We start from the raw sequence: 24,910 nt of genomic DNA on the forward strand, positions 1-24,910 counted from the left end.
CTGCCATCGCAGGGGGAGAGGAGCCGACGTCATGGACATGAAGCTCGAGTTCATCGTGCTGCCCGTCGCCGACGTGGGACGTTCCAAGGACTTCTACACGGCGCTGGGGTGCCGGGAGGACATCGACAAAGGCGAGGGAGATGCCCGGGTGGTGCAGATGACGCCGCCCAGGTCGGACTGCTCGATCATGTTGGGTCCCAGCCTCACCTCGGCCGCGCCCGGCTCCATGCAGGGCCTGTACCTGGTGGTGAACGACATCGAGGCGGCCCGGGCCGAGCTGGTCGGCCGCGGCATCGAGGTGAGCGAGGTCTTCCACCAGGCGGCCGGCGGACTGCCTCTTGCGAACGGGCAAGGACGGGCCCCCGGGTTGGCACCGGACCGGGGCAGTTACTTCTCCTTCGCCTCGTTCAACGACCCGGACGGCAACGGCTGGTACCTCCAGGAGGTCACCACGCGCTTCCCCGGCCGGCTGTGGTGAGTGCCGCAACGGCCCCTCTCGCGGAAGAGGAGGCCCCGCATGCCGGCGACCTATGAGTCGGTGGCCGAGCTGGCAGCCGCACTGCGCCGGGCGGCGGACGCCCACGGCCGCTACGAGGAGGAGATCGGGCACCCCGACCCGGACTGGCCGGACTGGTACGCCCAGCACATGCTGGACGAGCAGACCGGCCGCTCCGGCCCGGCGACACCGGCAGCGGGCACCTGAGCGACCGTCGGGTCCCGGCGACGACCGCCGCGGCGCCGGCCACCTCCCGCGCGTCGTTATCATCTCTCCTGTGACCGGCAGTCCCGCCCTGGCGCAGCACCTGCGCGACCTCGCGCTGCTGCGCCGCGTCCGGGACCGGATGGACCGGGAGTACGCGCAGCCGCTGGACGTCGAGGCGCTCGCCCGCGGCGTGAACATGTCGGCCGGGCACCTCAGCCGCCAGTTCCGGCTCGCCTACGGCGAGTCGCCGTACGCCTATCTGATGACCCGGCGCATCGAGCGCGCCATGGCGCTGCTGCGTCGCGGCGACCTCAGCGTCACCGAGGTCTGTTTCACGGTCGGCTGCTCATCGCTGGGCACCTTCAGCACCCGCTTCACCGAACTGGTCGGCGTGCCGCCCAGCGTCTACCGGGAGCAGGCGGCGCGCGCGACGGCGGGGATGCCCCCGTGCGTGGCGAAACAGGTGACCAGACCGGTCAGGAATCGAGAAGCGCCCGCCTCGGGGCCGCACCTAGCGTGACTGCCATGGGCATCACCATCCACTCGAGCTTCCTCCCGCACACCGACCCGGACGCCTCCCTGGCCTTCGACCGGGACACCCTCGGCTTCGACGTCCGCAACGACGTCGGATACGAGGGGATGCGCTGGATCACGGTCGGGCCGGCCGACCAGCCCGACACGTCCATCGTCCTGCACCCACCGACCGCCACCCCCGGGCTCACCGACGACGAGCGCCGCACCATCCTCGAACTGATGGCCAAGGGCAGCTACTTCGGCGTCAACCTGGCCACCGCCGACCTCGACGGCACCTTCGCCAAGCTGGCGGCCGGCGGCGCCGAGGTGGTCCAGGAGCCGACCGAGCAGCCCTACGGCGTCCGCGACTGCGCCTTCCGCGACCCCGCGGGCAACATGATCCGCATGCAGGAACTGCGCTGAGCCGCCGCGGTGACCGGACGTACGGCACCGGGAGCGGCGTGGATACCGTGGTTCCTGCGCCACCCCGGCCGGCACCGCCGATCGAGGTCGGCGAGCGACCCTGCCGCGAGCGCGCCGAATTCCACAACCAGACGTACCTTCCGAAACTGCCAGCCGACGCCGGGAGCCCGCGAGAGCGGCCCCGCGTGACAGATGGAGACACGATGAGCATGGCCCCGAGGATGGGCAAGCAGTCGCCTGCGCCGCACGCCGCCGACAGCCACGACATGATCCGGGTGCTGGGCGCGCGCGTGAACAACCTCAAGGACGTCAGTGTCGAGATCCCGAAGCGCCGACTGACGGTGTTCACCGGCGTCTCCGGCTCGGGCAAGAGCTCCCTGGTGTTCGGCACCGTCGCCGCGGAGTCGCAGCGGCTGATCAACGAGACCTACAGCGCGTTCGTGCAGGGCTTCATGCCGACGCTGGCGCGGCCCGAGGTCGACCTGCTCGAAGGCCTGACCACCGCGATCATCGTCGACCAGGAGCGGATGGGCGCCAACCCCCGCTCCACCGTCGGCACCGCCACCGACGCCAACGCCATGCTGCGCATCCTCTTCAGCCGGCTCGGCAAGCCGCACATCGGCTCGCCCAACGCGTACTCGTTCAACGTCCCCTCGGTGAAGGCGAGCGGCGCCATCACCGTCGAGCGCGGTGCGGGCAGGACCAAGACCGAGAAGGCGACCTTCCACCGCCTCGGCGGCATGTGCCCGCGCTGCGAGGGCATGGGCTCGGTCAACGACTTCGACCTGTCGGCGCTGTACGACGACACCAAGTCGCTCAGCGAGGGTGCGCTCACGATCCCCGGCTACAGCATGGACGGCTGGTTCGGCCGCATCTTCAGCGGCAGCGGCTACTTCGACATGGACAAGCCGATCGGCAAGTACACCAAGAAGGAGCTGCACGACCTGCTCTACCGGGAGCCGACCAAGATCAAGGTCGAGGGCATCAACCTCACCTACGAGGGCCTGATCCCCAAGATCCAGAAGTCGATGCTCGCCAAGGACGTCGACGCCATGCAGCCGCACATCCGCGCCTTCGTGGAGCGGGCGGTGACCTTCACGACCTGTCCCGAGTGCGACGGCACCCGCCTCACCAAGGAGGCCCGGTCGTCGAAGATCAACGGCAAGAACATCGCCGACCTCTGCGCGATGCAGATCAGCGACCTGGCCGACTGGGTCCGCAAGCTCGACGAGCCGACGGTGGCCCCGCTGCTCCGCGGCCTGCAACACCTCCTCGACTCGTTCACCGAGATCGGTCTGGGCTACCTCTCGCTCGACCGGCCGGCCGGCAGCCTGTCCGGGGGAGAGGCGCAGCGCACCAAGATGATCCGCCACCTCGGCTCGTCGCTCACCGACGTCACCTACGTCTTCGACGAGCCCACGATCGGCCTGCACCCCCACGACATCCAGCGGATGAACGACCTGCTGCTGCGGCTGCGCGACAAGGGCAACACCGTGCTCGTCGTCGAGCACAAGCCCGAGACGATCGCGATCGCCGACCACGTCGTCGACCTCGGCCCCGGAGCCGGCACGGGCGGCGGCACCATCTGCTTCGAGGGCAGCGTGGAGGGCCTGCGGGGAAGTGACACCACCACCGGCCGCCACCTCGACGACCGGGCGAGCCTCAAGGAATCGGTGCGTACGTCCTCCGGCAAGCTGGAGGTCCGCGGCGCGTCGACGCACAACCTCCAGGACGTGGACGTCGACATCCCGCTCGGGGTGCTCTGCGTGCTCACCGGCGTCGCCGGCTCCGGCAAGAGTTCCCTGATCCACGGCTCGGTCGCCGGCCGCGACGGCGTGGTCGTGATCGACCAGGGCGCGATCCGCGGCTCGCGGCGCAGCAACCCCGCGACGTACACCGGCCTGCTCGACCCGATCCGCAAGGCCTTCGCCAAGGCCAACGGCGTCAAGCCGGCCCTGTTCAGCGCCAACTCCGAGGGCGCCTGCCCCGCCTGCAACGGCGCCGGCGTCATCTACACCGACCTGGGCGTCATGGCCACCGTCGAGTCCACCTGCGAGGAGTGCGAAGGGAAGCGGTTCCAGGCGTCGGTGCTGGAGTACACGCTGGGCGGCCGCGACATCGCGGAGGTGCTCGCGATGTCGGTGACCGAGGCCGAGGAGTTCTTCGGTGCCGGCGAGGCGCGCACGCCCGCCGCGCACGCCATCCTCGACCGGCTCGCCGACGTCGGGCTCGGCTACCTCACCCTCGGCCAGCCGCTCACCACGCTCTCCGGCGGCGAGCGGCAACGGCTCAAGCTGGCCACCCGGATGGCCGAGAAGGGCGGCGTCTACGTCCTCGACGAGCCGACCACCGGCCTGCACCTCGCCGACGTCGAGCAGTTGCTCGGCCTGCTCGACCGGCTCGTCGACTCCGGCAAGTCGGTCATCGTCATCGAGCACCACCAGGCGGTCATGGCGCACGCCGACTGGATCATCGACCTCGGCCCCGGCGCCGGCCACGACGGCGGCCGGATCGTCTTCGAGGGCACCCCCGCCGACCTCGTCGCCGCCCGCTCCACCCTCACCGGCGAGCACCTCGCGGCCTACGTCGGCGCCTGACCGAGCCTGGTGGTCATCGCCTGGCCAGCCAGGTCGCCGGTGTCGGCCCTGCGGGCAGGATGGCGGTAGTCGCGCCCGGACATGCGCGGGCCCGGCCCGGATCGAATGATCCCGGGCCGGGCCCGCTGCGCCTGCCGATCAGTTCAACGCGGCGGCGAACATGCCGGGCTCGTAGGAGCCGCCCTTCTGGTGCACGATCACGGCGAGCCGGTTGGCCGCGTTGATCAGGGCGACCAGGGCGACCAGCGCGGCGATCTGGTCGTCGTCGTAGTGCTTGCGCACCTGGGCCCAGGTCTCGTCGGAGACGCCCTGGTGGGCGTCGGCGAGCCGGGTGCCCTCTTCGGCGAGCGCCAGCGCGGCCCGCTCGGCCTCGGTGAACACGGTGGACTCCCGCCAGGCGGCGACCAGGTTGAGCCGGAGCGCGGTTTCGCCGGCGGCCGTGGCCTCCTTGGTGTGCATGTCGATGCACCAGCCGCAGCCGTTGATCTGGCTGGCGCGCAGCGACACCAGCTCCTGCGTGGACTTCGGCAGCGACGACTGGTGGATCACCAGGCCGGCGTTGGCGAACCGCTTGGTGAACTTGACGGCGATGTCGTTGTCGAACATGTTGAACCGGGCGTCCATGACTTCGTCCTCACTCGTGGTGTTTCGCGGGACGAACACGAGATGCCGCCAACCCGATCCCTGTGACAGCCCCGGTCCGTGACGGGCGCCACAGCCACCCGGACACGAGGCCTCTCGGCCCCGGACTCCTGTCCGTGACCCACCGTGGGCGGAGTCGGCATGCGCCGGGAGTGGTCGTCCGAGGACGGCGAGCATCGTTGGGCGGCGCTCCTGCCGATCTATGGCCCATGCCACATGCAGTTCCTGTCAGCAATCGGGGCGCCGTCCCGCTCAACTCACCGAGAGCAGGCGAACCGACAGGAGCAACACATGAAGCACCGCATCGTCGTCCTCGGCGCCGGCTATGCCGGGGCCTACGTGGCCGGGAACCTGGCCCGCCGGCTGTCCCCGGCGGATACCGAGATCACCGTGGTCAACGCTGAGCCGGACTTCGTCGAGCGGCTGCGGCTGCACCAGCTCGCGGCCGGGCAGGAGATCGAGGCTCGGAAGCTCGCCGACGTCTTCGCGGGCACGGGGATACGGTTGCGCCTGGCCCGTGTCACCGCCGTCGACCCCGAGTGCCGGGTCGTCGCCGTGGCCGACGCCGACGGCGGCGGCGAGCTCGGCTACGACACGCTTCTCTACGCGCTCGGCAGCCACGGCGACGACCGCGGCGTCCCCGGCGTGACCGAGCACGCCTTCGACATCGCCGCCCGGCCTTCGGCGCTGCGCCTGCGCGAGCGCCTGGGCAGCCTGAGCAGACGGGACGAAGGCGGGAGGGTGCTGGTCGTCGGCGACGGGTTGACCGGCATCGAGACCGCCACCGAGATCGCCGAATCCCGGCCCGGCCTGTCGGTTGCGCTGATCGCCCGGGGCGAGTTGGGCGCCCGGCTCTCCGCCGGAGCCCGCAGCCACCTGCGCCGGGCCTGCGGCCGGTTGGGCATCACCGTCCTGGAGCACACCAGCGTCGAAGCCGTCGAAGCGGCGCGGGTGCGGTGCGCCGACGGCACCGCCCTGGCGTCCGATGTAACGGTGTGGACGGCCGGGTTCGCGGTCAACCCCATCGCCGCCGCCAGCGGGCTGGAGGTCACCGAGAACGGCCGGATCGTCGTCGATCGCACCATGCGGTCGGTCTCGCACCCGAACGTCTACGCCGCCGGCGACAGCGCCTACGCCATCGGCGACAACGGCCGGCCGCTGCCGATGTCCTGCGCTTCGGCCGGCTTCACCGGCCTGCAGGCCACGGACGCGATCGTGGGACGTCTGACCGGCCGCAAGATCGCGAGCACCAAGCTGGTCTACCCGGGCAACCACATCAGCCTCGGGCGGCGGGACGGGATCCTGCAGCTGGTCGATGACGACGCGCGAGCAAAGCCGAGGTACGTGGGCGGCCGGAAGGCCGCGCGGATCAAGTCGGGCATCCTCAAGATCTCGCTGTGGAGCATCTCGCACCCGACCTTCGGCCTGCCCAAGCGCAAGCACCGCCTGGCTGCCGCGCCGGATGCGTCCGCCAAAAAGGCGGTCGGCGTAGCCGCCTAGGGTGATCTGCGTGGACAGCACCGCCACTGATCGCTTCGACACCAGTCGGTTCGAGGCCAGCCGGTTCCGGCTGGCCTCGCTGGCGTACCGGCTGCTGGGCTCCGCCGCCGACGCCGAAGACGCCGTGCAGGATGCGTTCCTGCACTGGCAGGCCGCCGACCGGCAGCGGATCAAGGTGCCGGAAGCATGGCTGACCAAGGTCGTCACCAACCTGTGCCTCGACCGGCTCCGCTCGGCACAAGCCCGCCGCGAACGCACCGTCGGCGCCTGGCTGCCCGAACCGCTCCTCGACGGCGACCCGATGCTCGGCCCGGCCGACACTGTCGAGCAGCGCGAATCGGTCTCCCTGGCCGTGCTGACTCTCATGGAGCGCCTGTCACCCCTCGAGCGGGCCGTCTACGTCCTGCGCGAAGCGTTCTCCCACAGCCACGCCGAGATCGCCGACATCCTCGACATCACCGAGTCCGCAAGCCAGCAGCACCTCCACCGGGCCCGGCGCCGCATCACCGCCGCGCGCCGCCGGGGCGGCGAAGTCGACCCGGCATCCGCCCGCAGGATCGTCGAGGAATTCCTCGCCGCTGCCTCCTCGGGCCGCACCGAACGGCTGGTGGCGCTGCTCACCGACGACGCGACCGCGATCTCCGACGGCGCCGGCCTGACCGAGACGCTGCTGCGGTACGACACTCCGCAGCGCATCGCCGCCGTCGTACGGGCCGGCTTCAAACCCACACCCGCGAAACGGCGACTTGCCGGCGGCACGCCCGCCATTTACTACGCGCTCGTCAACGGCGCCCCCGCCGTCCTCTTCGTGCTCGGCGACCAGGTCGTCGGCGCCGTGACGTTCGACATCACAGGCGGCAAGATCGCAACCGTGCGCGGCATCGCCGCCCCCACCCGCCTCGCCCGCCTCACCGAAGCCTGGCGGCAGCACGAGCCGGACATGCCGCTCATCGCCCAGTGGTGACCCGGCGTCGCGTTCACCGTGCTCGCCGCGCTGTCCGGTGGAGCGCGAGTACATCCGCGACCGAACCCTCGAAGGCCACGAGTCGGCCCGGCGGCAAGACCATCGGTGGCGCCAGCGCCGCCGACGACGACATGCTCGCGATGGCTCTGCACCACCGGGACCAGGGACTGAGCTTGCGCGACATCTGCCCGGCTCCTAAATGGCACTGCCCGGCCGGTGAGTCTCCTCGCCGGCCGGGCAGCATTCCAGCTCCGGTCAGCTACCAGCGCCCAGGTCCTTCAGGCCCTGCAGCATCTCGGCGAAGTCCGCCGTCTCCGCCGGCGGCGGCGTCTCGATGGTCACCGCCTTGCCGTAGTCCGTGTAGTCGACCGTGATGTCGCCCATCTTGCCCATGCCCATGGCCGCACGGCGTGGCCGGTACTGCTCGTCGACCCAGAGGTCGACCTTGATCTCCTTGACGCCCTCCTTGGCGAACTGCTTCTCGACACCCGCCCGCAGCTTGGCGTCGATCTGCCCGAGGTGGGTCGCCACGGGAGTGGTGACGGTGTAGTGGACGGTAGGCGCCCCGTCCACCGTCTCCTCGCCGACGACCGTCACACCCTCGGAGGCGAGCAGCGTCTTGACCTGCTTGGTCGGGTCGACGTCCTCGAACTGCTTGCTGAAGTCCATTCCCGCCTGCTCGCCGACGACGCTCAGGTCCATCTTCATCCAGCGCTTCCCGCCCGTGCTCTCGCGGTCCTCCGCCGGAATCTCGACGTACATCACGGCGCCGATCATCCGGACGGTGGTCGGAGTGCCGTCCGGGCCCGCCGTCGTCATCTCGGCCTTGAGCGGGTCACCCAGGTCCAGGACACCCTGCATCGAGAGTGTCTCGCCGCCCGCCGTGCCCTTCATCGTCACGGTCACCGAGTCGGTCTTGTCGGTGGCGTCGATCGTCTTCTGCAACGACCCCTTGAGATCACTGGCAAGCAGCTGCAGCACGCTGGGCTGCTCCGGCGCCTCGGACGAGCCGGACTTCGCGCCGCAAGCGGAGACGGCGAGCGCCGTGAGCGCCGAGACCGCTACAACCGCGGTCCTCTTCCAAAGTGACACGTGACAGCTTCTTTCCCCCGAAGGATTCTGGGGATCTCCCCAAATAGACCGGCATACGCTATCCCACGCGGTCAACCTCGGGGCGACACCTCCCCACCGACCTCCACTCTGTGTGCGGGTCGCTCACCCGCACACAGACACAAAGGAGGTGTACGGGAAGGCCCGGCTCGTAGACCAGGTCCAGGCCCTCCGGCGCCTGGTCGACGGGGGCGGCGAGCATCGGCGCGACCGGCCGCCGCAGCTCGGGTCGGCCGCCGACCAGGCCCGGGGCCGGGCCGGGCTCCCGACGGATCCGGGGTGACCAGCGGGCAACGGTGTCGCCGTTGTAGCGCGCGGGGCAGCCGCACGAACCGGCGGGGAATTCGCCGCCGACCCGGGGGGTATCCGGTGGCGATCCGATACCCCCCGGGGTATGTTTGAGCGCAGGAGGTGGCAGGTGAAACTTCGGCCCGAGATGACCAGCGACGCGCTGACCCGGCTCAAGCGGGCCAGGGGCCAGCTCAACGCGGTCATCGAGATGATGGAGACCGGTCAGGACTGCCGGGAGGTGCTGACCCAGCTCGCCGCGGTGTCCAAGGCGATCGACCGCGCGGGCTACAAGCTCATCGCCTCCGGCATGCGGCACTGCAACGCCGCCCGGGAGCGAGGCGAGACCCCCGAGATGACCGAGGAGGAGCTGGAGAAGCTCTTCCTGACCCTGGCCTGACGCGATCTGAGAACTGACGCTCCCGCCGCCGCATCTCGGCGGCCGGGGGCGGATAACCGCACGCTGCGAACAAGGCAGAAGCCTGTTCCCTATATACCCCCCGGGGTATGTAAGTTGGAAGGAGTACGACGGTGGCAGTTGACGTGTCGGTCATCGCGACCTCATCCCTCGGCGACCGCAGCTACCTGGCCTCCGACGGCCGCGTGGCGATCGTGGTCGACCCGCAGCGGGACATCGACCGGATCCTGTACCTCGCCGGCGAGAAGGGCGTCCGCATCACCCACGTCGTCGAGACGCACCTCCACAACGACTACGTCTCCGGTGGGCTTGAACTGGCCCGAATCACCGGCGCCCGTTATCTGGTGGCCGCCGCCGACGAGGTCGAGTTCGACCGGGTGCCGGTCTCCGACGGCGACACCGTCGCCGTCTCCGACTCTCTGCGCCTGCGGGTCGTCGCCACCCCGGGTCACACCTTCCACCACCTGTCGTACGTCCTGGACCAGGCGACCGACGACGGCTGGCAGCCGGCGGGCGTGTTCACCGGGGGCTCGCTGCTGTTCGGCACCACCGGCCGCACCGACCTGCTCGGCAAGCAGCACGCCCACGAACTCGCCCACCACCAGTACGCCTCGGCCAAGCGCCTGGCGGACCTGCTGCCCGACGGCGCCGAGGTCTGGCCCACCCACGGCTTCGGCAGCTTCTGCTCCGCCAGCCAGTCCGACGCGCCCGAGTCGACAATCGGGCGGGAGAAGCAGGCCAACCCGGTGCTGCGGCTGGCCGCCGACGACTTCGTGACTGAGACGCTGGCCGGGCTGGACGCCTACCCGGCGTACTACGCCCACATGGGCGTGGCCAACGCCGCCGGGCCCGCGCCGGTCGACCTCACCCCGGTGACCCGGGCCGACGCCACCGAGCTGCGGCAGCGGATCGCCGACGGGCAGTGGGTCGTCGACCTGCGGCACCGCAAGGCGTACGCCGCCTCGCACCTGGCCGGCACCGTCAGCCTCGGGCTCGACGGCCCGATGTCCACCTGGCTCGGCTGGCTCATCGACTGGGGTGTGCCGATCACCCTGCTCGCCGAGACGCCCGAGCAGGTCGCCGACGCCCAGCGTGAGCTGGTGCGCATCGGCATCGACCGGCCCGCCGCCCAGTCCACCGGCGAGGCCGAGCAGTGGGCGGCCAACCGCGACCAACTGCGCGAGCTGCGGATGGCCGACTTCCCCGCGCTGGCCGCCGCCCGGGCTGGGCGGACCCCCACCGGGCTGCCGACCCCGGACGTGGTCCTCGACGTGCGGATGACCAACGAGTGGACGGCCGGCCACATCGACGGCGCGGTCCACATCCCGCTGCCCGACCTGCCGAAGCGGCTCGCCGAAGTGCCCGCCGGCGTCGTCTGGGTGCACTGCGGCTCCGGCTACCGGGCCACCGCCGCCGCCTCGCTACTGGCCAACGCGGGCCGCGACGTCGTCGTCATCGACGACAAGTTCGGCGAGGCCGAAGCGGCCGGCGTCGCCCTGGCCGAACAGTGCTTCCTGCGCTCGTGAGCACCGACCGGCCGCCGCCTGCGGCCGGCCGGTGACCACATTCCACCAAACACCCCTGAACGAGGAGAACATGAGCACCTCTAAGACCACCCGCCCCGCCACCCTCGACGCCACCACCCTGCGCGAGCTGATCGACTCGGGCCGCGCCCCGCGCCTGCTGGACGTGCGCACCCCGGCGGAGTTCGAGACCTCGCACATCCCCGGCGCCTACAACGTGCCGCTCGACCTGCTCAAGGAGCACCGCGACGAGCTGCGCAAGCACCTCGACGAGGACGTGGTGCTGATCTGCCGCTCGGGCGCCCGCGCCGCGCAGGCCGAGCAGGCGCTCGCCGGGGCCGGGCTGCCCAACCTGAAGGTCCTGGGCGGCGGCATGATGGCGTGGCAGGCCGCCAACGCGCCGATCAAGCAGGGCACCCCGCGCTGGGACCTGGAGCGGCAGGTCCGCCTGGTCGCCGGCTCGATCGTGCTGGTCAGCATCCTGGCCTCGGTGTTCGTACCCGGCCTGAAATGGGTGGCCGGCTTCATCGGCGCCGGCCTCACCTTCGCCGCCGTCACCAACACCTGCGCGATGGGCATGCTGCTCGGCAAGCTTCCGTACAACCGGGGTGCCAGCTGCGACCTGGACACCGTCGTCGGCCAGCTGCGCGACGGCTCGACAGACGGGCGGCGGTCGTGACCGGCAGCCTCGCCCTGACCGTCGGGCTGGCCGTCCTCATCGGAATCAGCCTCGGCCTGCTCGGCGGCGGCGGCTCGATCCTCGCCGTACCGCTGCTGGTCTACGTCGCCGACCTGCCGGCGAAGGAGGCGATCGCCACCTCGCTGCTCGTCGTCGGGGTGACCAGCGCGGTGGGCGTTCTGCCGCACGCCCGGGCCGGCCGGATCCGGTGGCGCACGGGCCTGGTCTTCGGGGTCGCCGGCATGGCCGGCGCGTACGCCGGCGGCCGGCTCGCCGCGTTCGTCCCGGCGGCGGTCCTGCTCACCGGCTTCGCGCTGATGATGCTCGCCACGGCGACCGCGATGATCCGGGGTCGGCGCGGCACCGGCGGTAAACCGGTTCCGCACGAGCTCCCGGTGCTGCGGGTCGTGCTGGACGGCGTCGTCGTCGGCCTGGTCACCGGCTTGGTGGGCGCCGGCGGCGGCTTCCTGGTGGTGCCCGCGCTCGCGCTGCTCGGCGGTCTGCCGATGCCGGTCGCGGTCGGCACCTCGCTGGTGGTCATCGCGATGAAGTCGTTCGCGGGCCTGGCCGGGTACCTGTCCAGCGTCAGCGTCAACTGGGGCCTGGCGGCCGCTGTGACCGCCGCCGCCGTGGTCGGCAGCCTCGCCGGTGGCCGGCTCGTCGGGCGCGTCCCGGAGGTCGTGCTGCGTAAGGCGTTCGGTTGGTTCGTGGTCGTCATGGGCGCGTTCGTACTGGTCCAGCAACTTCCTGGGAACGCGGTCGCGGGGATCGCGGTGGCGGGCCTCGCCGGCACGATCACCGCGGCGGCGCTGCTCGTCGCCGGGTGCCGGAGCGAGCGCGCCTGGATCCCGTGGCCGGTCTGCCGCGTCCTGCGGACGGTCGCACCAAGATGAAGGGCTGACCGGACGGAGAGGCGTCCACGCCGTCGGTGAACGCTCCTCACCATCCAATCGTGGGGGAGGAGAGACCGGGCGCGGGCGAGATCCACGACAACGAATGCTGCGACGGTGGCGGAAGGAGAGCCGCCGGAGGGCTCATCGACCGGCCCGATGAGGACTTACCCGGACGGTAGGGCCTCGAGGCCGTTGGCCGCCCTGAGCACCCGCAGCGCCTCTTCATCGTCCTGTTCTTCGTGGCGCTGTCTGACCAGATGCCGGGGCAGGTCAACCTCTGCCCGCCGTCACGGGTCGCGCGGAGGTAATTGAGCGGGATCTCCGTCCAGCCGCTCACGGACGTCTCGGTTCGATAATGTACATTATGTCAAGTTGACCGGATCGGGCCCTCCCTCATCGGGGCGGGTCACCCAGGTACGCCGCCACGACCGCGGCCCGTCGCTCGACCGGGCCGGGTGGGACGTCGACCAGGTCGAAGCCGTGCTCGGCGTACACCTGCTCGTGCACCCGGGCGAACGCGAGCGACTCCCTGTAGCCGATCCGGCGGGCCGCCGTCGGCGTCACGAAACCCAGCGGCCGAACCAGGAACACCTGCCGTTGGTAGATCCCCTCGCGGGTCACCCGCTCGACCTCGGCGGCCAGGCCCGGGCCGACCGGCCGACCCAGGTAGCGCGCCAGGGCCAGCGTGCACAGTGGCGAGCGGTCGTAGACCTGCACGGGTCCGCGCGCTCCGGGCGCCTCCTGGCGGGTCCGCTGGAGCCGGGCGACCGCCTCGACGAAGCCGGGCTCGGCCCAGGGCTCGTCGACGCCCCGGGCCTGCCCCGCCGCGATCAGGTCGGTGGCCGCTTCGTCGACGACCGGGTATCCCCGCCGACGCAACGCCTCGGCGACGCTGGTCTTGCCCGCTCCGGGTGCGCCGGTCAGCACGTACCGTCGCATTGCCGCCCCCTCCCCTGGACTGTCGGAAACACGAAAATCATGCATAATATCCCTTATGCATGACAAACAGGACGAATCGGTGCAGCGGTTGATCGAGGAGTTCCTGACCGCGCGGGCCACCCGCAAGCCGTCCCCGCACACCGTCGAGGCGTACCGGCGGGATCTACGGACGATCGCGGCCCTGGCCGGGCAGGTCGTCACCCCTCCCCTCCCCCTCGACGCCCTGCCCGTCGCCGCCCTCACTCCCCGGGTCGTGCGGGCGGCGTTCGCCCGGTACGCCGCCCCGCGCGCGGCGGCGTCGGTACATAGGGCCTGGTCCACCTGGAACAGTTTCTTCTCCTTCCTGGTCGCCGAGCAGGTGGTCGCCGGCAACCCGATGCCGGCGGTCGACCGTCCCCGCGCCCCGCTCCCCGAGCCCAAGCCACTGCGCGGGGCGGACACCCCGGAGCGGTTGCTGACGGCGGTGGCCCGCGACGACGGCCGCCAGCGCGACCCGTGGCCGGAGCGGGATCTGGCGGTGCTGGCGCTGGCGCTCTGCGCGGGCCTGCGGCTGTCGGAGCTGCTGGCGCTGCGGGTGGGTTCGCTGGCGGGCCGGCCCGGTGAGCGGCGCGTCGACGTGGCGGGCAAGGGCGGCCGGCCGCGGGTGGTGCCGATCGAGCAGGAGCTGGACCGGGTGCTGGTGGACTATCTGGACAGCCGGGCCCGGCGGTTCGGGTCGCGCACGGTGCGGCCGGACGCGCCGCTGCTGGTGGACCGGCGGGGTGAGCCGCTGCGCCGGGGTGGGCTGCAGTACCTGGTGGAGTCATGTTACCGGCGGGCGGGCATCGGCGACCGGGTGCCGCGCGGCGCGCGGCTGCACGCGTTGCGGCACACGTTCGCGACCCGGTTGGCCGAGGACGGGGCGGGCGCGGCGGAGATCATGCGGTTGCTGGGGCACGCGTCGCTGGCGTCGTCGCAGGCGTACATCGAGGTGACGGCCGGTCAGCAGCGGGACGCGGTGCGGGCCAACCGGACCAACCGGGCGCTGGCGGGGCTGGTGCGCGGGGCGCGCCGGCCGTGAGGGCGGGCGCCGCGCGGGCGGTGGCGGCGCGGTGGGTCCGGGAGTACGCGGCGCGGGAGCTGGGCGTGCAGGGCGCGTTCCTCAGCGGCTCGGTGGTGGCTCCCGCACCCCGACACACCGCCGCCGCACCCACCCCGGCGCGGCGAACTCCGCCGCCACCCGCCGGCCCGTCGCCGCCAACCGCCCCGTGGGATCCGCCAGCACCGCGTCCGCCCGGAAACACCCGGCGAACACGAACGACCCCAGCACCCGCTCCTGCGACCCCAGCTCCGCCCAGGTCAGGAACGTCACCTCCAGCAGTACCCCGCGCGTTCGACGTGGCGGCGGGGGTGGCGCGGACGCCGTTCTTCTTCAGTGCCGACGTCACGCCGGCGGCGCGGGTGGTGGCGGTGGACGGCAGTGCGGCGTTGGTGGCGGCGGGGTGGCATCGGGAGGCGATGTTCTGGATCGTGGCGACGTACGCCCGGTGTCACGCGATCCTGGCGGCGGAAGCGCCGCAGCTTGGTGCGGGGCTGTTGCCGTTGTTCGAGGCGGCGCTGGCGGATCTGGGGGTGGTGTCGGCGGTCGACCGGCGGCGGCGGGCCGATGGGGTGCTGGCGTACCTGCCGCGGTTGTGGTCGACGGCGGAGCTGGTGATGGCGCGGCGGTGACGGGTGGTCAGTGGGCGCGGTGGCCGGTGCCGTCGGCGGTGGTGGGCAGCGGGCCGAGGACGGCGTTGACGATGTGGATGCGGGCGCGGGTGGCCTGGTAGTCGGCGCAGACGGCGTCGGCCCGGTCGGCGAAGCGGGTGGTGGCGCCGGTGCGGGTGACGGTGAGGGTGGCGCCGTCGAGGGTGGTGGCGGTGCCGGCGGCGGCCAGGTCGTCGAGGGTCTGGGCGCCGGTGATCAGGTGTGCCGTCAGCAGGGTGCGGAGCTGGTCGGGGCGGCGGGTCATCAGCTCGTCCCAGTTGTCGTCGGAGAACTTGGCGGTGAAGGCGTCGTCGGAGGGGGCGAGGATGGTGATGCCGCCGCTGGTGTCGAGGCCGGTGAGGATTCCGCTGGTGCGCACGGCCGCCTCGAACGTGGTGAGGGTGGGCATCCAGCGCAGCGCCGCGTCGACGGGTTGGCCGGCGAGGAAGGTGGGGTTTCCCGGTTCGGTGCCGCTGGGCAGGGCGGCGCAGAGCTCTCCGCTGATCTGGGGTGTGCTGGCGCTGGCCGCCGGTGGCGGGGTGGGGTCGCCGGTGCAGGCGGTGGTGGCGAGCAGCAGGGTCGCCGCGAGGATGTGGAGGGTGCGGCGCGGCGTGCGGTGGTTGCGTGCCGGGGTGCGGGGGTGCGACACGGGCGTCTCCACGGGGTCGGGCCGGCGGGGCGGGTGTGGGCCCGCCCCGCCGGCGCGGCGGTTGTCGTTCGGCTACCGGTCGGGGGTCACAGTGCCGCGCACTGGTCGGTGCGGGGTCCGTGCACGGTGTTGGGGATGCCGAGGTTGCTCGGCGCCGGGGTGTTGCCGGTGCAGGCGAGCGGGCCGTCGATGGTGCTGGCGGCGATGTCGGCGTCGGTGGTGTTGGCGGACAGGTCGACCGGGCCGGTGATCGTGACGTCGATCAGGGAGATCGCGTCGGTGGTGCCGGTGATCCGGACGGGGCCGGTGACGGTGCTGTCGGCGAGCAGGACGCCGGCGGCGCCGCGGGCGGAGACCGGTCCGGTGATGGTGCTGCCGGTGGCGACGAGGGTGGCGCCGGGGCGGACGGTGACCGGGCCGTCGACGGACGCGCCGGCCAGGCAGGTGAAGCCGGTGACGGTCAGGGGTCCGTCGCGGCGGCCGGTGAGGGTCGGGTAGACCCGTTCGCCGTCGGTGAGGTTCTCCACGCCCTGCCCGTCGAGCAGCAGCGGGATGAGGCCGCGTTCGGGCTGGTTGAGCGGTACGTAGTAGCTGTCGCCGGTCTTGACGACCTGCCAGCCGTGCGCGGCGAGGCGTTGGGCGACGATGGTGCCGACGCCGCCGGGTCCGTCGGTGCGGGCGCCGTGGTACTGCTCGTCGGTGAGCTTGTAGGCGCACGGCGGGTTGTCGAGGATGAGGTCGGGTCGGGGGGCGTCCAGCGGTGGTGGGCTGTCGCCGGGGTGCGGCGCCGGGTGGGCGGGGATGGGTCGGGAGCCGCGGAAGACCAGCCGGCCGGTGTTGGCGGCCTGGCCGGTGATGGCTTCGGCGCGGGCGGTGGTGATGTCGGCCAGTTGGGCGCGGTGGTAGTCGAGGAACTGGTGGAAGGTCCACAGGGCCGAGTAGGTCTTGCGGCGGCGGTTGTTGGCGCTGTTGCCCTCGTCGGGTCGGGTCTGGCCGCCGGAGCTGCGCAGTTCGAGCAGGGAGTTGACGACGTTCTTCAGGCCGAGGGTGTTGCGCAGGATGGTTTCCTCGCTGAGGCCGACGTTGCCGCCGCCTTCGCAGCCGTAGGGGCAGGCCCACCAGCCGGCGGTGGCGCCCTCGCGGTACATGTGGCCTTCGATCATGTCCTGGGACTCGTCGAAGATGGACTGGGCGACGTTCTGGTGCCGGGGTGGCAGCATCGGCAGGTCGCCGGCGCGGGAGTTGCCGTATTCGTGGCCGTCGTAGCCGGCGATGGGCCGGTAGTCGCGGATCATCTTGACGTACGCGGTGGTCTCGGGCTGGCGGATCAGCGAGTAGTCGCGGTTGAGGTCCTGGCCGGTGGAGTTGCCGCGGGTGTTGGCGGCCCGGCCGTCGCCGTTGATGGTGGGGACGATCAGGACGGTGGTGTGGTTGAGCAGGTCGATGATCCGCTGGTCGGTGCTGAAGGCGAGTTGCCGGGCCATGATGAGGCAGGCTTCGCGGTCGCCGGGTTCGTTGCCGTGCACGTTGCAGTTGATGGCGACCGGCGAGGTGGCGGCGACGGCGGCCGGGGTGGCCGGCGGGGTGGGGTAGCCGATGACGAACATGTTGATCGGCCGGTCGAGGACGGTGCGGCCGATCTCGACGACGCGGACCCGGTCGCTGAGGTCGTCGATGGCGGCGGTGTAGGCGTACTCGTCGGTGTCGCTGGTGTACTGGGCGGCCCGGGTGGTCTCCCACTGGGTGCGCAGTTGTTCGCCGGGGGTGTCGGGGTTGCCCCAGGGGGCGGTGGTGGTGCCGACGACGGGCTCGGAGTAGGGCTGCTCGGTGGTGCCGAGGCGGGCGCGGACGCGCCAGCGGAACCGGTCGCCGGGGTGGAAGCCGGCGTCGGCGAAGGTGGGTGACTCCTGGTTGACCTGCCGGTTGGGGCGCCAGATCCCGACGATGGTGGGCGCGCCGGTGGCGGTGTCGGTGGCGTCGACGGCGGTGCGTTCGATCTGGTAGTCGGTGGCGCCGGGCACGGGCCGCCAGGCGAGGGTGGCGTATCCGTCGGCCTGGCGGACGGTGAGGTCGGTGACCTGGTGGGGTGCGGCGGTCTCCTGCTGTTGGGCGCTGGCCGGGGTGGCGATGAGGCTGGCGGCGAGGAGTGTGGACAGTGTGATGAGGATGGGTCGGTGGCGTCTCACGTGGCCTCCATGGCGAGGACTGGTTGACCGTGACGCGGTTTGGACCAGCATGATCGGCATGGATGGCTGACGCAATGACCCTGAGGGAATCTTGCGGTAAGGGGTCCTCTCCCCTGTCGCCGCTGACCGGGTCAGCCGAGGTCGACCAGGAGGGGACGGTGGTCGGAGATGGTGGACATTGGGGTGTGCACGCCGGTGACCGGTGGCAGTTGGTCGATGCCCTGCCGGTCGGCGAGGACGTGGTCGAGTTGCACCCGGGGTTGCCCGGCGGGGTAGGTGGGGCGGCGGCCCAGCGGCCGCCAGCCGGAGACGAGCCGGGCGGCCCAGGCGGGGAGGTTCAGGTCGCCGAGCAGGATGCGGGGGGCGGGCAGGGTGCGCAGGGCGCGCACGACCCGGCGCAGCTGGTGGGCGTTCCACCCCGGGACGAAGGACAGGTGGGTGGCGGCGACGGTGAGCGGGCCGCGGGGGGTGTCGAGGATCGCGGCGAGCAGCACCCGGGGTTCGTCGCGGAGGAGGATGAGCCCGCCGCCGGGGCCGGGGACGTAGACCGGTGAGCGGACCGGGGCGGGGCGCAGCCGGGTGACCCGCCAGCTGCGTACCGGGTGGCGGCTGATCAGGCCGACGCCGTAGCAGGGTTCGCCGTGCCCGTCGTCGTCGTGGGTGAGGGGGCGGAACTGTTCGCCGGGGGTGCCGACGACGGCGGCGGCGAAGTGGTGTTCGGGTGCGTCGAGGGCGCGGGCGGCGATCGCGGTGAGGTCGAGCTTGCCGCTGCGGCTCTGGTCGCGGTCGACCTCCTGCAGGGCCAGCACGTCGGCGTCGAGGGCGGTGACGGCCGCGGTGAGGCGCTCGGGGTCGACCAGGCCGTCGGTGAGGGAGCGGCCGTGCAGCAGGTTGAACGTGGCCAGGCGCACGCTTGCACCCTACGACGTCGTGGCACAGTTGCCCGGTGCTCAAGGTGTTGCTGTGTTCCGCGTTGGTGTTCGTGGCGGTGGGCGCGGCGGGTGTCTGGTTACGGCGCCGCCGGGGCCGCTGAGGCGCGCTCGCGGCGCCGGTCGGGGCGTCCGTCCGGGCCGGTGGCGGGTGAGCGCGACGCCGGGCAGGACGACGGCCATGCCCCCGAGTCCGACCTGTTAGACAAGCGAAAGGTTCTGCACGGTCGTTAAGCTGTGATTCATGCTTGATGTGCGGCGGATGCAGGTGCTGCGCGCGGTGGTGGAGCACGGCTCGGTCAGCGCGGCCGCCCGGGAGCTGGGTTACACCCCGTCGGCGGTGAGCCAGCAGCTGGCGGTGCTGGAACGTGAGGCCGGCGCGGTGCTGCTGGAGCGCAGCGGGCGGGGGGTGCGCGCCACCGAGGCCGGCCGGCTGCTCAGCGACCACGCGGCGGTGATCGGCGAGCAGGTGGCGCAGGCGCAGACCGCGCTGGCCGACCTGCGCGCCGGGCGTACCGGCCGGGTGGTGGTGCGGTATTTCGCCACCGCCGGGGCCAGCCTGGTCGCGCCGGCGGTGGCCGCGCTGCGCCGGGACCTGCCGGGCGTACGGGTGCAGCTGCGGCTGACCGGCCCGGAGGATCCGCTGCCGCTGGTGCGCGACGGGCGGGCCGACCTGGCGCTGGTGGTGCGCCCGGCGGACGCGCCGCCGGTCGACGGGATCAGGTTCGTGCACCTGCGCGACGACACCTACCGGGCGGTGCTGCCGGCCGGGCATCCGCTGGCGGCGCGGCCGGTGCTGCGGCTGGCCGATCTGGCCGGCGAGGCGTGGGTGGGCAGCGAGTGGCCGGGCCCGTGCCGCGACGCGGTCACCGCCGCCTGCGCGGCGGCCGGGTTCAGCCCGCGGGTGGTGGTGGAGAGCGAGGACTACCCGACCGCGCAGGGGTTCGTGGCCGCCGGGCTGGGGGTCAGCCTGGTCCCGGAGACCGGGCTGGGCGCGCCCGTGCCGGGCACCGTGGTCCGGCCGGTGGAGGACCCGCGGCCGGTGCGCCGGATCTGGGCGGCGGTGCGCCGCTCGGCGCCGGCCACGGCGGCCCTGCGCGGCATGCTCGACGCGCTGCGGCAGGCCGCGGACGCCAGCTCCCCGGCCGGGTGTGCCGGCGGGCCGGCAGCGGCCGGCTGACCGGCCACGATCCTGCGCCCCCGCCAGCCGCGGGGCGGCGGCCGACCGGCGGCGAGGATCTCGCGCGCCCGCCGGGGGCGAGGCTGACCGGCGGCGGCGATCTCGCGCGGCGTGGCGGGGCTGGTGAGGCTGGCCACAGACGGTCTCGCCGCCGGGGTGACGGTGGGAAGAATGGCCGCCCGTGGACCCCGTATCGCTGACCACCCTGCTCGCCGCGGCCGCCATGGCCGGCTGGGTCGACGCGGTGGTGGGCGGCGGCGGCCTGCTGCTGTTGCCGGCGTTGCTGGTGGGGGCGCCCGGCGTGCCGGTGGCCACCGCGTTGGGCACGAACAAGCTGGCCGCGATCGCCGGCACGACGACCGCCGCGGTGACCTACGCGCGCCGCACCAAGCTCGACTGGGCGGTGGCCGGGCCGGCGGCCGGGCTGGCGGTGCTCTGCGCCGGGTTGGGCGCGGCGCTGGCCGGCAGCGTCCCGGGATCGGCGTACCGGCCGGTGGTGCTGGTGGTGCTGGTGGCGGTGGCGGTGTTCGTGGTGCTGCGGCCCCGGCTCGGGGTGGTGGCGGTGCCGCAGCGGCGTACCCGGCCTCGGGTGGCGGCGGCGGTCGCGGTGGCCGGCGTGGGCATCGCCCTGTACGACGGGCTGATCGGCCCCGGCACCGGCACCTTCCTGGTGCTGGCGTTCACCGCGCTGATCGGCGCGGACTTCGTGCACGGCTCGGCGATGGCGAAGGTGGTCAACGCCGGCACCAACCTGGGCGCGCTGGTGGTGTTCGCGGCCACCGGGCACGTGTGGTGGCTGCTCGGCGCGGGCATGGCGGTGTGCAACATCGCCGGGGCGGTCATCGGGGCGCGGATGGCGTTGCGCCGCGGCTCCGGGTTCGTCCGGGTGGTGCTGCTGGTGGTGGTGCTGGCGCTGGTCGCCAAGCTCGGCTACGACCAGTGGCTGGCCGGCTGACGCTCCCGGGTGCCGGCCCGCAGCGCCCGGTGTGTGATCATCGGCGGGTGCCGGTACGCGCCGAACACGACCGGGCCGTCCTGGCGCGACTGCTGGGTCGGGATCCGGTGCTGCACGCCTACCAGTTGGGCGACCTGGACGACTTCTTCTGGCCGTACACCTCGTGGTTCCGCCGCAGCGACGAGGTGGCGCTGCTGTACCACGGTGCGGACCCGCCCACGCTGCTGGCCTTCGCCGCCCCGCCGCGGGTCCCGGCACTGGCGGCGCTGCTGCGCGAGTTGGCGCCGGTGCTGCCGGCCCGCCTGCACGCGCACCTCTCCCCCGGCCTGGCGCCGGCGCTGGCCGACGGGTTCACCCTGGATTCCGCCGGCGGGCACCACAAGATGGCGCTGACCGACCCGGCGCGGCTGGCCGCGGTGGCCCCGGCCGGCGAGGTGCTGCACGCCGGTGACCTGCCGGCGCTGCGCCGGCTGTACGCGGCCGCCTACCCGGGCAACTGGTTCGACCCGCGGATGCTGGACACCGGCCAGTACGTGGGCGTCCGCGACGGCGACGAGCTGGTCGCGGTGGCCGGGGTGCACGTGTACTCCCCGGCGTACCGGGTCGCGGCGCTGGGCAACGTCACCACCCACCCCCGGGTGCGGGGGCGGGGGCTGGCCGGGGCGGCGGTGGCGGCGCTCTGCGGCCGGCTGCGCGGCCACGTCGACCACGTGACGTTGAACGTGAAGGCCGACAACGCCGCCGCGCTGCGGCTGTACGCCCGGCTCGGCTTCACCCGCGTCGCCGACTACGGCGAGTACACGCTGACCGCTCGCCGGATCTGACCGTCGGTCGTCGAAGGATGACCGACCGTCCGGGCAGGGCGTTTCGCCGGCCGGCGGCGCGCCCCGGACGACCGGCCCAACCCGGACGTGAAAGCTGTTCCGGCTGCATGTCCGAGCCCTCGACGGGGTCGGGAACCCGACGCTGACCTGGGCCTGTGTCGGACCGGCGGGAGCGGTCGCCACCCCTAGCGTCGTGCGGCAGAGGCCGCGCGCTCCGCGCGGTGGAGCTGAAGGAGCGACGCATGGCAACAGCAGCAGTCCCCCGGCGACGAACACGGTGGGTAACCGTGATCGCCGCCGTGACCGCGGCGGTGACCGCGTTGGCGACCCCCGCGCTGGCCGCGCCCGGGGTGAGCCCGGCGACCGTGGACCGCGACGCCGACCCGGGTACCTCGATCCCGGTGGCGAAGGTGGTTTCCACCCCGACGATCCCGCCGAAGCCCGACGTGGTGCTGCTGGTCGACACGACCGGCAGCATGGGCGGGGCGATCGCCAATGTCCGCACCAACCTGCAACAGGTCATCGCCGATGTGCGCACGGCCCAGCCCGGCGCGCACTTCGCGGTGGCCTCCTACCGGGACACCGGCGACGGGGCCGAGCTGTTCCGGGTCCGCCAGGACCTCACCGACGACGCGACCGCGCTGCAGACCGCGGTGGACGGGCTGGCCGCCGGCGGCGGCGGGGACACCCCGGAGGCGTGGGTGAACGCCCTGGTCGAGGTCTCCGAGGGCGCGATCGGCTACCGGTCGGGCAGCAGCCGGATCGTGGTGCTGGTCGGCGACGCGCCCAGCCACGACCCGAGCAACGGGCGCACCGCGGCGCAGGCCGCCGCGGCGTTGCAGGCCGACGAGGCCCGGCTGCTGGCGGTGAACGTCTCCGGCGGCGGTGGCGGCCTGGACGCCACCGGGCAGGCCAGCGCGCTGGTCGCGGCAACCGGCGGGCAGCTGGTGGGCAGCTCCCCCGACACGGTCACCGCGGCGATCCTCGCCGGCCTGCGTGACCTCGACGTCACGGTCACCCCGACGGTGACCGGCTGCGACCCCGGGCTGTCGGTGGGCTTCGACGCGCCGTCGCGGACCCAGCAGTCCGGCACCGACGTGCCGTTCGCCGAGACCATCACCGTCGCGGCCGACGCCGCCCAGGGCGCGGTGCTGCGCTGCACGGTGGAGTTCCTGCTCAACGGCCTCTCCGGCGGGCCGGCGTTCACCCAGCGGATCGCCGTCCGGGTCAACGACGTCACCCCGCCGGTCGTGGTCGTCGACGACCGGACGGTGGAGGCGACCAGCCCGGCCGGCGCGGTGATCCACTACCCGGCGTCGGCGACCGACAACGTCGACGGGCCGCTCACGCCGACCTGCGTGCCGCCGCCGGGCTCGATGTTCCCGCTCGGCGCCACCACGGTCACCTGCACCGCCATCGACGCGGCCGGCAACACCGGCGGCGACAGCGCGGTGATGCGGGTGGTCGACACCACCGCGCCCACCACCGGGTGCGTGCCGACCAACAACCCCAGCGGGGACAACACCCCCGGCTCGTACAACCCGGACGGGTTCTACCAGCTGACCGCCACCGACATCGTGGACACCACGGTGGAGGTGTTCATCGCCGACGCCGCGGACCCGTCGGTGCGGTTCGGCCCGTTCCCCGCCGACACCAAGATCAAGCTGGTGCAGGCGCCGGGCGCGCAGTCCCGGGTCAAGGACGGCACCGGCGACATCGACTACAAGGTCACGCTGCGCGGTGACGCGCTGATCGTCGGCGTGGACGACGCCGGCAACACCTCGACGGCGGCGGTCTGCCTGGTGGCTCCCCCGCCGAAGTGACCCACCGTGCGGGGGTGGCCGGATGGCCGCCCCCGCACCCGTCGCCGGCGCGCCGGTGAGGGGTGCGGGTCAGCCGCGCCGGCTGGGCGAGTCGAACCGGCCGGCGCGGATCTCCCGCAGCGCGCGGCGGCGGACCTCCCCGCGCAGGGTGTCGACGTAGAGCCGGCCGGCGAGGTGGTCGGTCTCGTGCTGCAGGGCACGGGCCAGGAAGCCGCTGCCGGAGATGGTCAGCGGCTCGCCGTGCTGGTCGAAGCCGTGCGCGGTGGCGTGCATCGCCCGCCGGGTCGGGAAGTAGAGCCCGGGGATGGACAGGCAGCCCTCGTCGTCGTCCTGCGACTCCTCGGACAGCTCCAGGGTCGGGTTGACCAGGTGCCCGCGGTGGCCGTCGGCGTCGTAGACGAACACCCGGGCGCTCACCCCGATCTGCGGCGCGGCCACCCCGGCCCGGCCGGGCGCGCCGAGCAGGGTGTCCATCAGGTCGGTGACCAGGGCGCGCAGTTCGGCGTCGAAGCTGGTCACCGGCTCGCAGGGGGTGCGCAGCACCGGGTCGCCGATGATCCGGATGGGCCGCATCGTCATGCCGGCAAGGTTATCGGTCGGTGCGCGGGGCGCCGCCGCCCGGGCGGTCCCGGACGAGCACCTCGATGCCGTCGAGGATCCGCCGCAGGCCGAACTCGAAGGCGCGGGCCGGGTCGGCGGCGGCCTGGTACTCCTCGCCGGCGGCGGTGCCGACCCGCGCGGCGAGCGGGAACCGGCGCGGGTCCATCGCCTTCTCCAGGTACGGGGCGTGTGCCTGCCACCACTGCTCCTCGGTCATGCCGGTGCGCTCGGCGGCCTGGGCGGCCTCCACCGCGCCCCGCACGGCGCCGTGCACGAAGCCGCTGATCAGCGTGACCACGGCGTCCATCTCCAGGTCGGTCAGGCCGATCCCGTCGACGGCGCCGAGTTCGTACTCGTAGCGGGCGATCACGTTGGGGCCCAGCGGCGGGCGGGTGGTGGCCACCTGCAGCAGCCAGGGGTGGCGCAGGTAGAGCGCCCAGGTCTCCCGGGCGATCTGCTCGAGCCGGCCGCGCCAGCCGCCGCGCACGTCGTCGGGGCGGGCGGTCTCGCCGTAGACGGTGTCGAGCATGACGTCGAGCAGCTCACCCTTGCCCGGCACGTACGTGTAGAGGCTCATGGTGCCCACCCCGAGGCGCTCGGCGACCCGGCGCATGGACAGCGCGGCGAGCCCCTCGGCGTCGGCGACCTCGATGGCGGCCCGCACGATCCGGTCGACGCTCAGGTCGGGACGCCCCTTGCGGCTGGTGCGTTCCCGGGTGCGCCACAACAGGGCGAGGCTGCGGGCCGGGTCGCCGGTGCCGCTGTACTCCGTCGTCACATCCCGCACTGTACCGTCGCCTGTACCGTACGCCGTACGGTACAATGTACGGGATCTCTGGGAGAC

General features: G+C 72.9%; 26 protein-coding genes. 17 read left to right on the forward strand and 9 right to left on the reverse strand.

Annotated elements, in window-relative coordinates; genetic code table 11:
- Positions 1 to 31 precede the first annotated feature (31 nt).
- From ACVCAH_RS14990 to ACVCAH_RS15010, 5 genes are all read left to right on the forward strand, one after another.
- On the forward strand, positions 32 to 478 hold the full coding sequence (locus ACVCAH_RS14990) for a VOC family protein (RefSeq protein ID WP_447136727.1): 447 nt from the start codon (positions 32 to 34) through the stop codon (positions 476 to 478).
- A gap of 39 nt (positions 479 to 517) precedes the next feature.
- Positions 518 to 703 (forward strand): hypothetical protein, encoded by a 186-nt coding sequence (locus ACVCAH_RS14995; RefSeq protein WP_447136728.1) that lies wholly within the window; start codon positions 518 to 520, stop codon positions 701 to 703.
- Positions 704 to 842: 139 nt separating this feature from the next.
- Positions 843 to 1,223 (forward strand): helix-turn-helix transcriptional regulator, encoded by a 381-nt coding sequence (locus ACVCAH_RS15000; protein ID WP_447136789.1) that lies wholly within the window; start codon positions 843 to 845, stop codon positions 1,221 to 1,223.
- A 5-nt stretch (positions 1,224 to 1,228) separates the two neighbouring features.
- The gene (locus tag ACVCAH_RS15005; RefSeq protein WP_447136729.1) at positions 1,229 to 1,639 is read left to right on the forward strand and encodes a VOC family protein; all 411 of its coding nucleotides are present in this window, start codon (positions 1,229 to 1,231) and stop codon (positions 1,637 to 1,639) included.
- Between the two features lie 203 nt (positions 1,640 to 1,842).
- Entirely contained in the window at positions 1,843 to 4,236 is a 2,394-nt protein-coding gene (locus tag ACVCAH_RS15010) for an ATP-binding cassette domain-containing protein (RefSeq protein WP_447136730.1), read from the forward strand.
- Between the two features lie 138 nt (positions 4,237 to 4,374).
- Here ACVCAH_RS15010 and ACVCAH_RS15015 read toward each other — a convergent pair whose 3' ends face one another.
- The gene (locus ACVCAH_RS15015; RefSeq protein WP_447136731.1) at positions 4,375 to 4,860 is read right to left on the reverse strand and encodes a carboxymuconolactone decarboxylase family protein; all 486 of its coding nucleotides are present in this window, start codon (positions 4,858 to 4,860) and stop codon (positions 4,375 to 4,377) included.
- Positions 4,861 to 5,169: 309 nt separating this feature from the next.
- Between ACVCAH_RS15015 and ACVCAH_RS15020 the strand changes: the two genes are divergently transcribed.
- Positions 5,170 to 6,378 carry an NAD(P)/FAD-dependent oxidoreductase gene (locus ACVCAH_RS15020; protein ID WP_447136732.1) on the forward strand — a complete coding sequence of 403 codons (1,209 nt, stop codon included), beginning with the start codon at positions 5,170 to 5,172 and terminating at the stop codon, positions 6,376 to 6,378.
- A gap of 10 nt (positions 6,379 to 6,388) precedes the next feature.
- Complete coding sequence (locus tag ACVCAH_RS15025; RefSeq protein WP_447136733.1) at positions 6,389 to 7,342, forward strand: sigma-70 family RNA polymerase sigma factor; 954 nt, start codon at positions 6,389 to 6,391, stop codon at positions 7,340 to 7,342.
- 255 nt (positions 7,343 to 7,597) lie between these two features.
- On the opposite strand, the gene ACVCAH_RS15030 is transcribed toward ACVCAH_RS15025, so the two are convergent.
- Positions 7,598 to 8,434 (reverse strand): hypothetical protein, encoded by an 837-nt coding sequence (locus ACVCAH_RS15030; protein WP_447136734.1) that lies wholly within the window; start codon positions 8,432 to 8,434, stop codon positions 7,598 to 7,600.
- 436 nt (positions 8,435 to 8,870) lie between these two features.
- Here ACVCAH_RS15030 and ACVCAH_RS15035 point away from each other — a divergent pair, with 436 nt between their 5' ends.
- The 4 genes from ACVCAH_RS15035 (at position 8,871) to ACVCAH_RS15050 (ending at position 12,253) form a co-directional block, all read left to right on the forward strand.
- Positions 8,871 to 9,140: a metal-sensitive transcriptional regulator gene (locus ACVCAH_RS15035; protein WP_447136735.1), complete on the forward strand. Its 270-nt coding sequence runs from the start codon at positions 8,871 to 8,873 to the stop codon at positions 9,138 to 9,140.
- Between the two features lie 131 nt (positions 9,141 to 9,271).
- Entirely contained in the window at positions 9,272 to 10,684 is a 1,413-nt protein-coding gene (locus ACVCAH_RS15040) for a rhodanese-like domain-containing protein (protein WP_447136736.1), read from the forward strand.
- A gap of 70 nt (positions 10,685 to 10,754) precedes the next feature.
- Positions 10,755 to 11,360: a rhodanese-like domain-containing protein gene (locus ACVCAH_RS15045; RefSeq protein ID WP_447136737.1), complete on the forward strand. Its 606-nt coding sequence runs from the start codon at positions 10,755 to 10,757 to the stop codon at positions 11,358 to 11,360.
- Entirely contained in the window at positions 11,357 to 12,253 is an 897-nt protein-coding gene (locus ACVCAH_RS15050) for a sulfite exporter TauE/SafE family protein (protein WP_447136738.1), read from the forward strand. The genes ACVCAH_RS15045 and ACVCAH_RS15050 overlap by 4 nt, the downstream gene beginning before the upstream one ends.
- Positions 12,254 to 12,646: 393 nt before the next feature.
- Here ACVCAH_RS15050 and ACVCAH_RS15055 read toward each other — a convergent pair whose 3' ends face one another.
- A complete protein-coding gene (locus tag ACVCAH_RS15055; RefSeq protein WP_447136739.1) occupies positions 12,647 to 13,192 on the reverse strand; it encodes an AAA family ATPase in 546 nt (181 codons plus the stop codon).
- A gap of 55 nt (positions 13,193 to 13,247) precedes the next feature.
- Here ACVCAH_RS15055 and ACVCAH_RS15060 point away from each other — a divergent pair, with 55 nt between their 5' ends.
- Positions 13,248 to 14,252 (forward strand): tyrosine-type recombinase/integrase, encoded by a 1,005-nt coding sequence (locus tag ACVCAH_RS15060; protein WP_447136740.1) that lies wholly within the window; start codon positions 13,248 to 13,250, stop codon positions 14,250 to 14,252.
- Between the two features lie 81 nt (positions 14,253 to 14,333).
- Here ACVCAH_RS15060 and ACVCAH_RS15065 read toward each other — a convergent pair whose 3' ends face one another.
- On the reverse strand, positions 14,334 to 14,543 hold the full coding sequence (locus ACVCAH_RS15065) for a hypothetical protein (RefSeq protein WP_447136741.1): 210 nt from the start codon (positions 14,541 to 14,543) through the stop codon (positions 14,334 to 14,336).
- A 38-nt stretch (positions 14,544 to 14,581) separates the two neighbouring features.
- Between ACVCAH_RS15065 and ACVCAH_RS15070 the strand changes: the two genes are divergently transcribed.
- On the forward strand, positions 14,582 to 14,902 hold the full coding sequence (locus tag ACVCAH_RS15070; protein WP_447136742.1) for a hypothetical protein: 321 nt from the start codon (positions 14,582 to 14,584) through the stop codon (positions 14,900 to 14,902).
- Positions 14,903 to 14,909: 7 nt separating this feature from the next.
- Here the strand turns inward: ACVCAH_RS15070 and ACVCAH_RS15075 are convergent, their stop codons facing one another.
- The 3 genes from ACVCAH_RS15075 to ACVCAH_RS15085 form a co-directional block, all read right to left on the reverse strand.
- Positions 14,910 to 15,569 (reverse strand): fasciclin domain-containing protein, encoded by a 660-nt coding sequence (locus ACVCAH_RS15075; protein WP_447136743.1) that lies wholly within the window; start codon positions 15,567 to 15,569, stop codon positions 14,910 to 14,912.
- 86 nt (positions 15,570 to 15,655) lie between these two features.
- Positions 15,656 to 17,755 carry a M14 family zinc carboxypeptidase gene (locus ACVCAH_RS15080; RefSeq protein WP_447136744.1) on the reverse strand — a complete coding sequence of 700 codons (2,100 nt, stop codon included), beginning with the start codon at positions 17,753 to 17,755 and terminating at the stop codon, positions 15,656 to 15,658.
- Between the two features lie 131 nt (positions 17,756 to 17,886).
- Positions 17,887 to 18,666: an endonuclease/exonuclease/phosphatase family protein gene (locus tag ACVCAH_RS15085; RefSeq protein WP_447136745.1), complete on the reverse strand. Its 780-nt coding sequence runs from the start codon at positions 18,664 to 18,666 to the stop codon at positions 17,887 to 17,889.
- Positions 18,667 to 18,928: 262 nt separating this feature from the next.
- Between ACVCAH_RS15085 and ACVCAH_RS15090 the strand changes: the two genes are divergently transcribed.
- From ACVCAH_RS15090 to ACVCAH_RS15105, 4 genes are all read left to right on the forward strand, one after another.
- Positions 18,929 to 19,864 carry a LysR family transcriptional regulator gene (locus tag ACVCAH_RS15090; protein WP_447136746.1) on the forward strand — a complete coding sequence of 312 codons (936 nt, stop codon included), beginning with the start codon at positions 18,929 to 18,931 and terminating at the stop codon, positions 19,862 to 19,864.
- Between the two features lie 181 nt (positions 19,865 to 20,045).
- Positions 20,046 to 20,819, forward strand: a complete 774-nt coding sequence (locus tag ACVCAH_RS15095; protein WP_447136747.1) for a sulfite exporter TauE/SafE family protein — start codon at positions 20,046 to 20,048, stop codon at positions 20,817 to 20,819.
- Positions 20,820 to 20,866: 47 nt separating this feature from the next.
- Positions 20,867 to 21,643, forward strand: coding sequence for a GNAT family N-acetyltransferase (locus ACVCAH_RS15100; RefSeq protein WP_447136748.1), 777 nt, complete (start codon positions 20,867 to 20,869; stop codon positions 21,641 to 21,643).
- A 242-nt stretch (positions 21,644 to 21,885) separates the two neighbouring features.
- Positions 21,886 to 23,466, forward strand: a complete 1,581-nt coding sequence (locus ACVCAH_RS15105) for a VWA domain-containing protein (protein ID WP_447136749.1) — start codon at positions 21,886 to 21,888, stop codon at positions 23,464 to 23,466.
- Between the two features lie 69 nt (positions 23,467 to 23,535).
- On the opposite strand, the gene def is transcribed toward ACVCAH_RS15105, so the two are convergent.
- Both def and ACVCAH_RS15115 read right to left on the reverse strand, forming a co-directional pair.
- Positions 23,536 to 24,045: a peptide deformylase gene (gene def / locus ACVCAH_RS15110; RefSeq protein WP_447136750.1), complete on the reverse strand. Its 510-nt coding sequence runs from the start codon at positions 24,043 to 24,045 to the stop codon at positions 23,536 to 23,538.
- Between the two features lie 10 nt (positions 24,046 to 24,055).
- Positions 24,056 to 24,844: a TetR/AcrR family transcriptional regulator gene (locus ACVCAH_RS15115; protein ID WP_447136751.1), complete on the reverse strand. Its 789-nt coding sequence runs from the start codon at positions 24,842 to 24,844 to the stop codon at positions 24,056 to 24,058.
- Positions 24,845 to 24,910: the final 66 nt, after the last annotated feature.

Source organism: Micromonospora sp. LZ34, assembly GCF_052981855.1.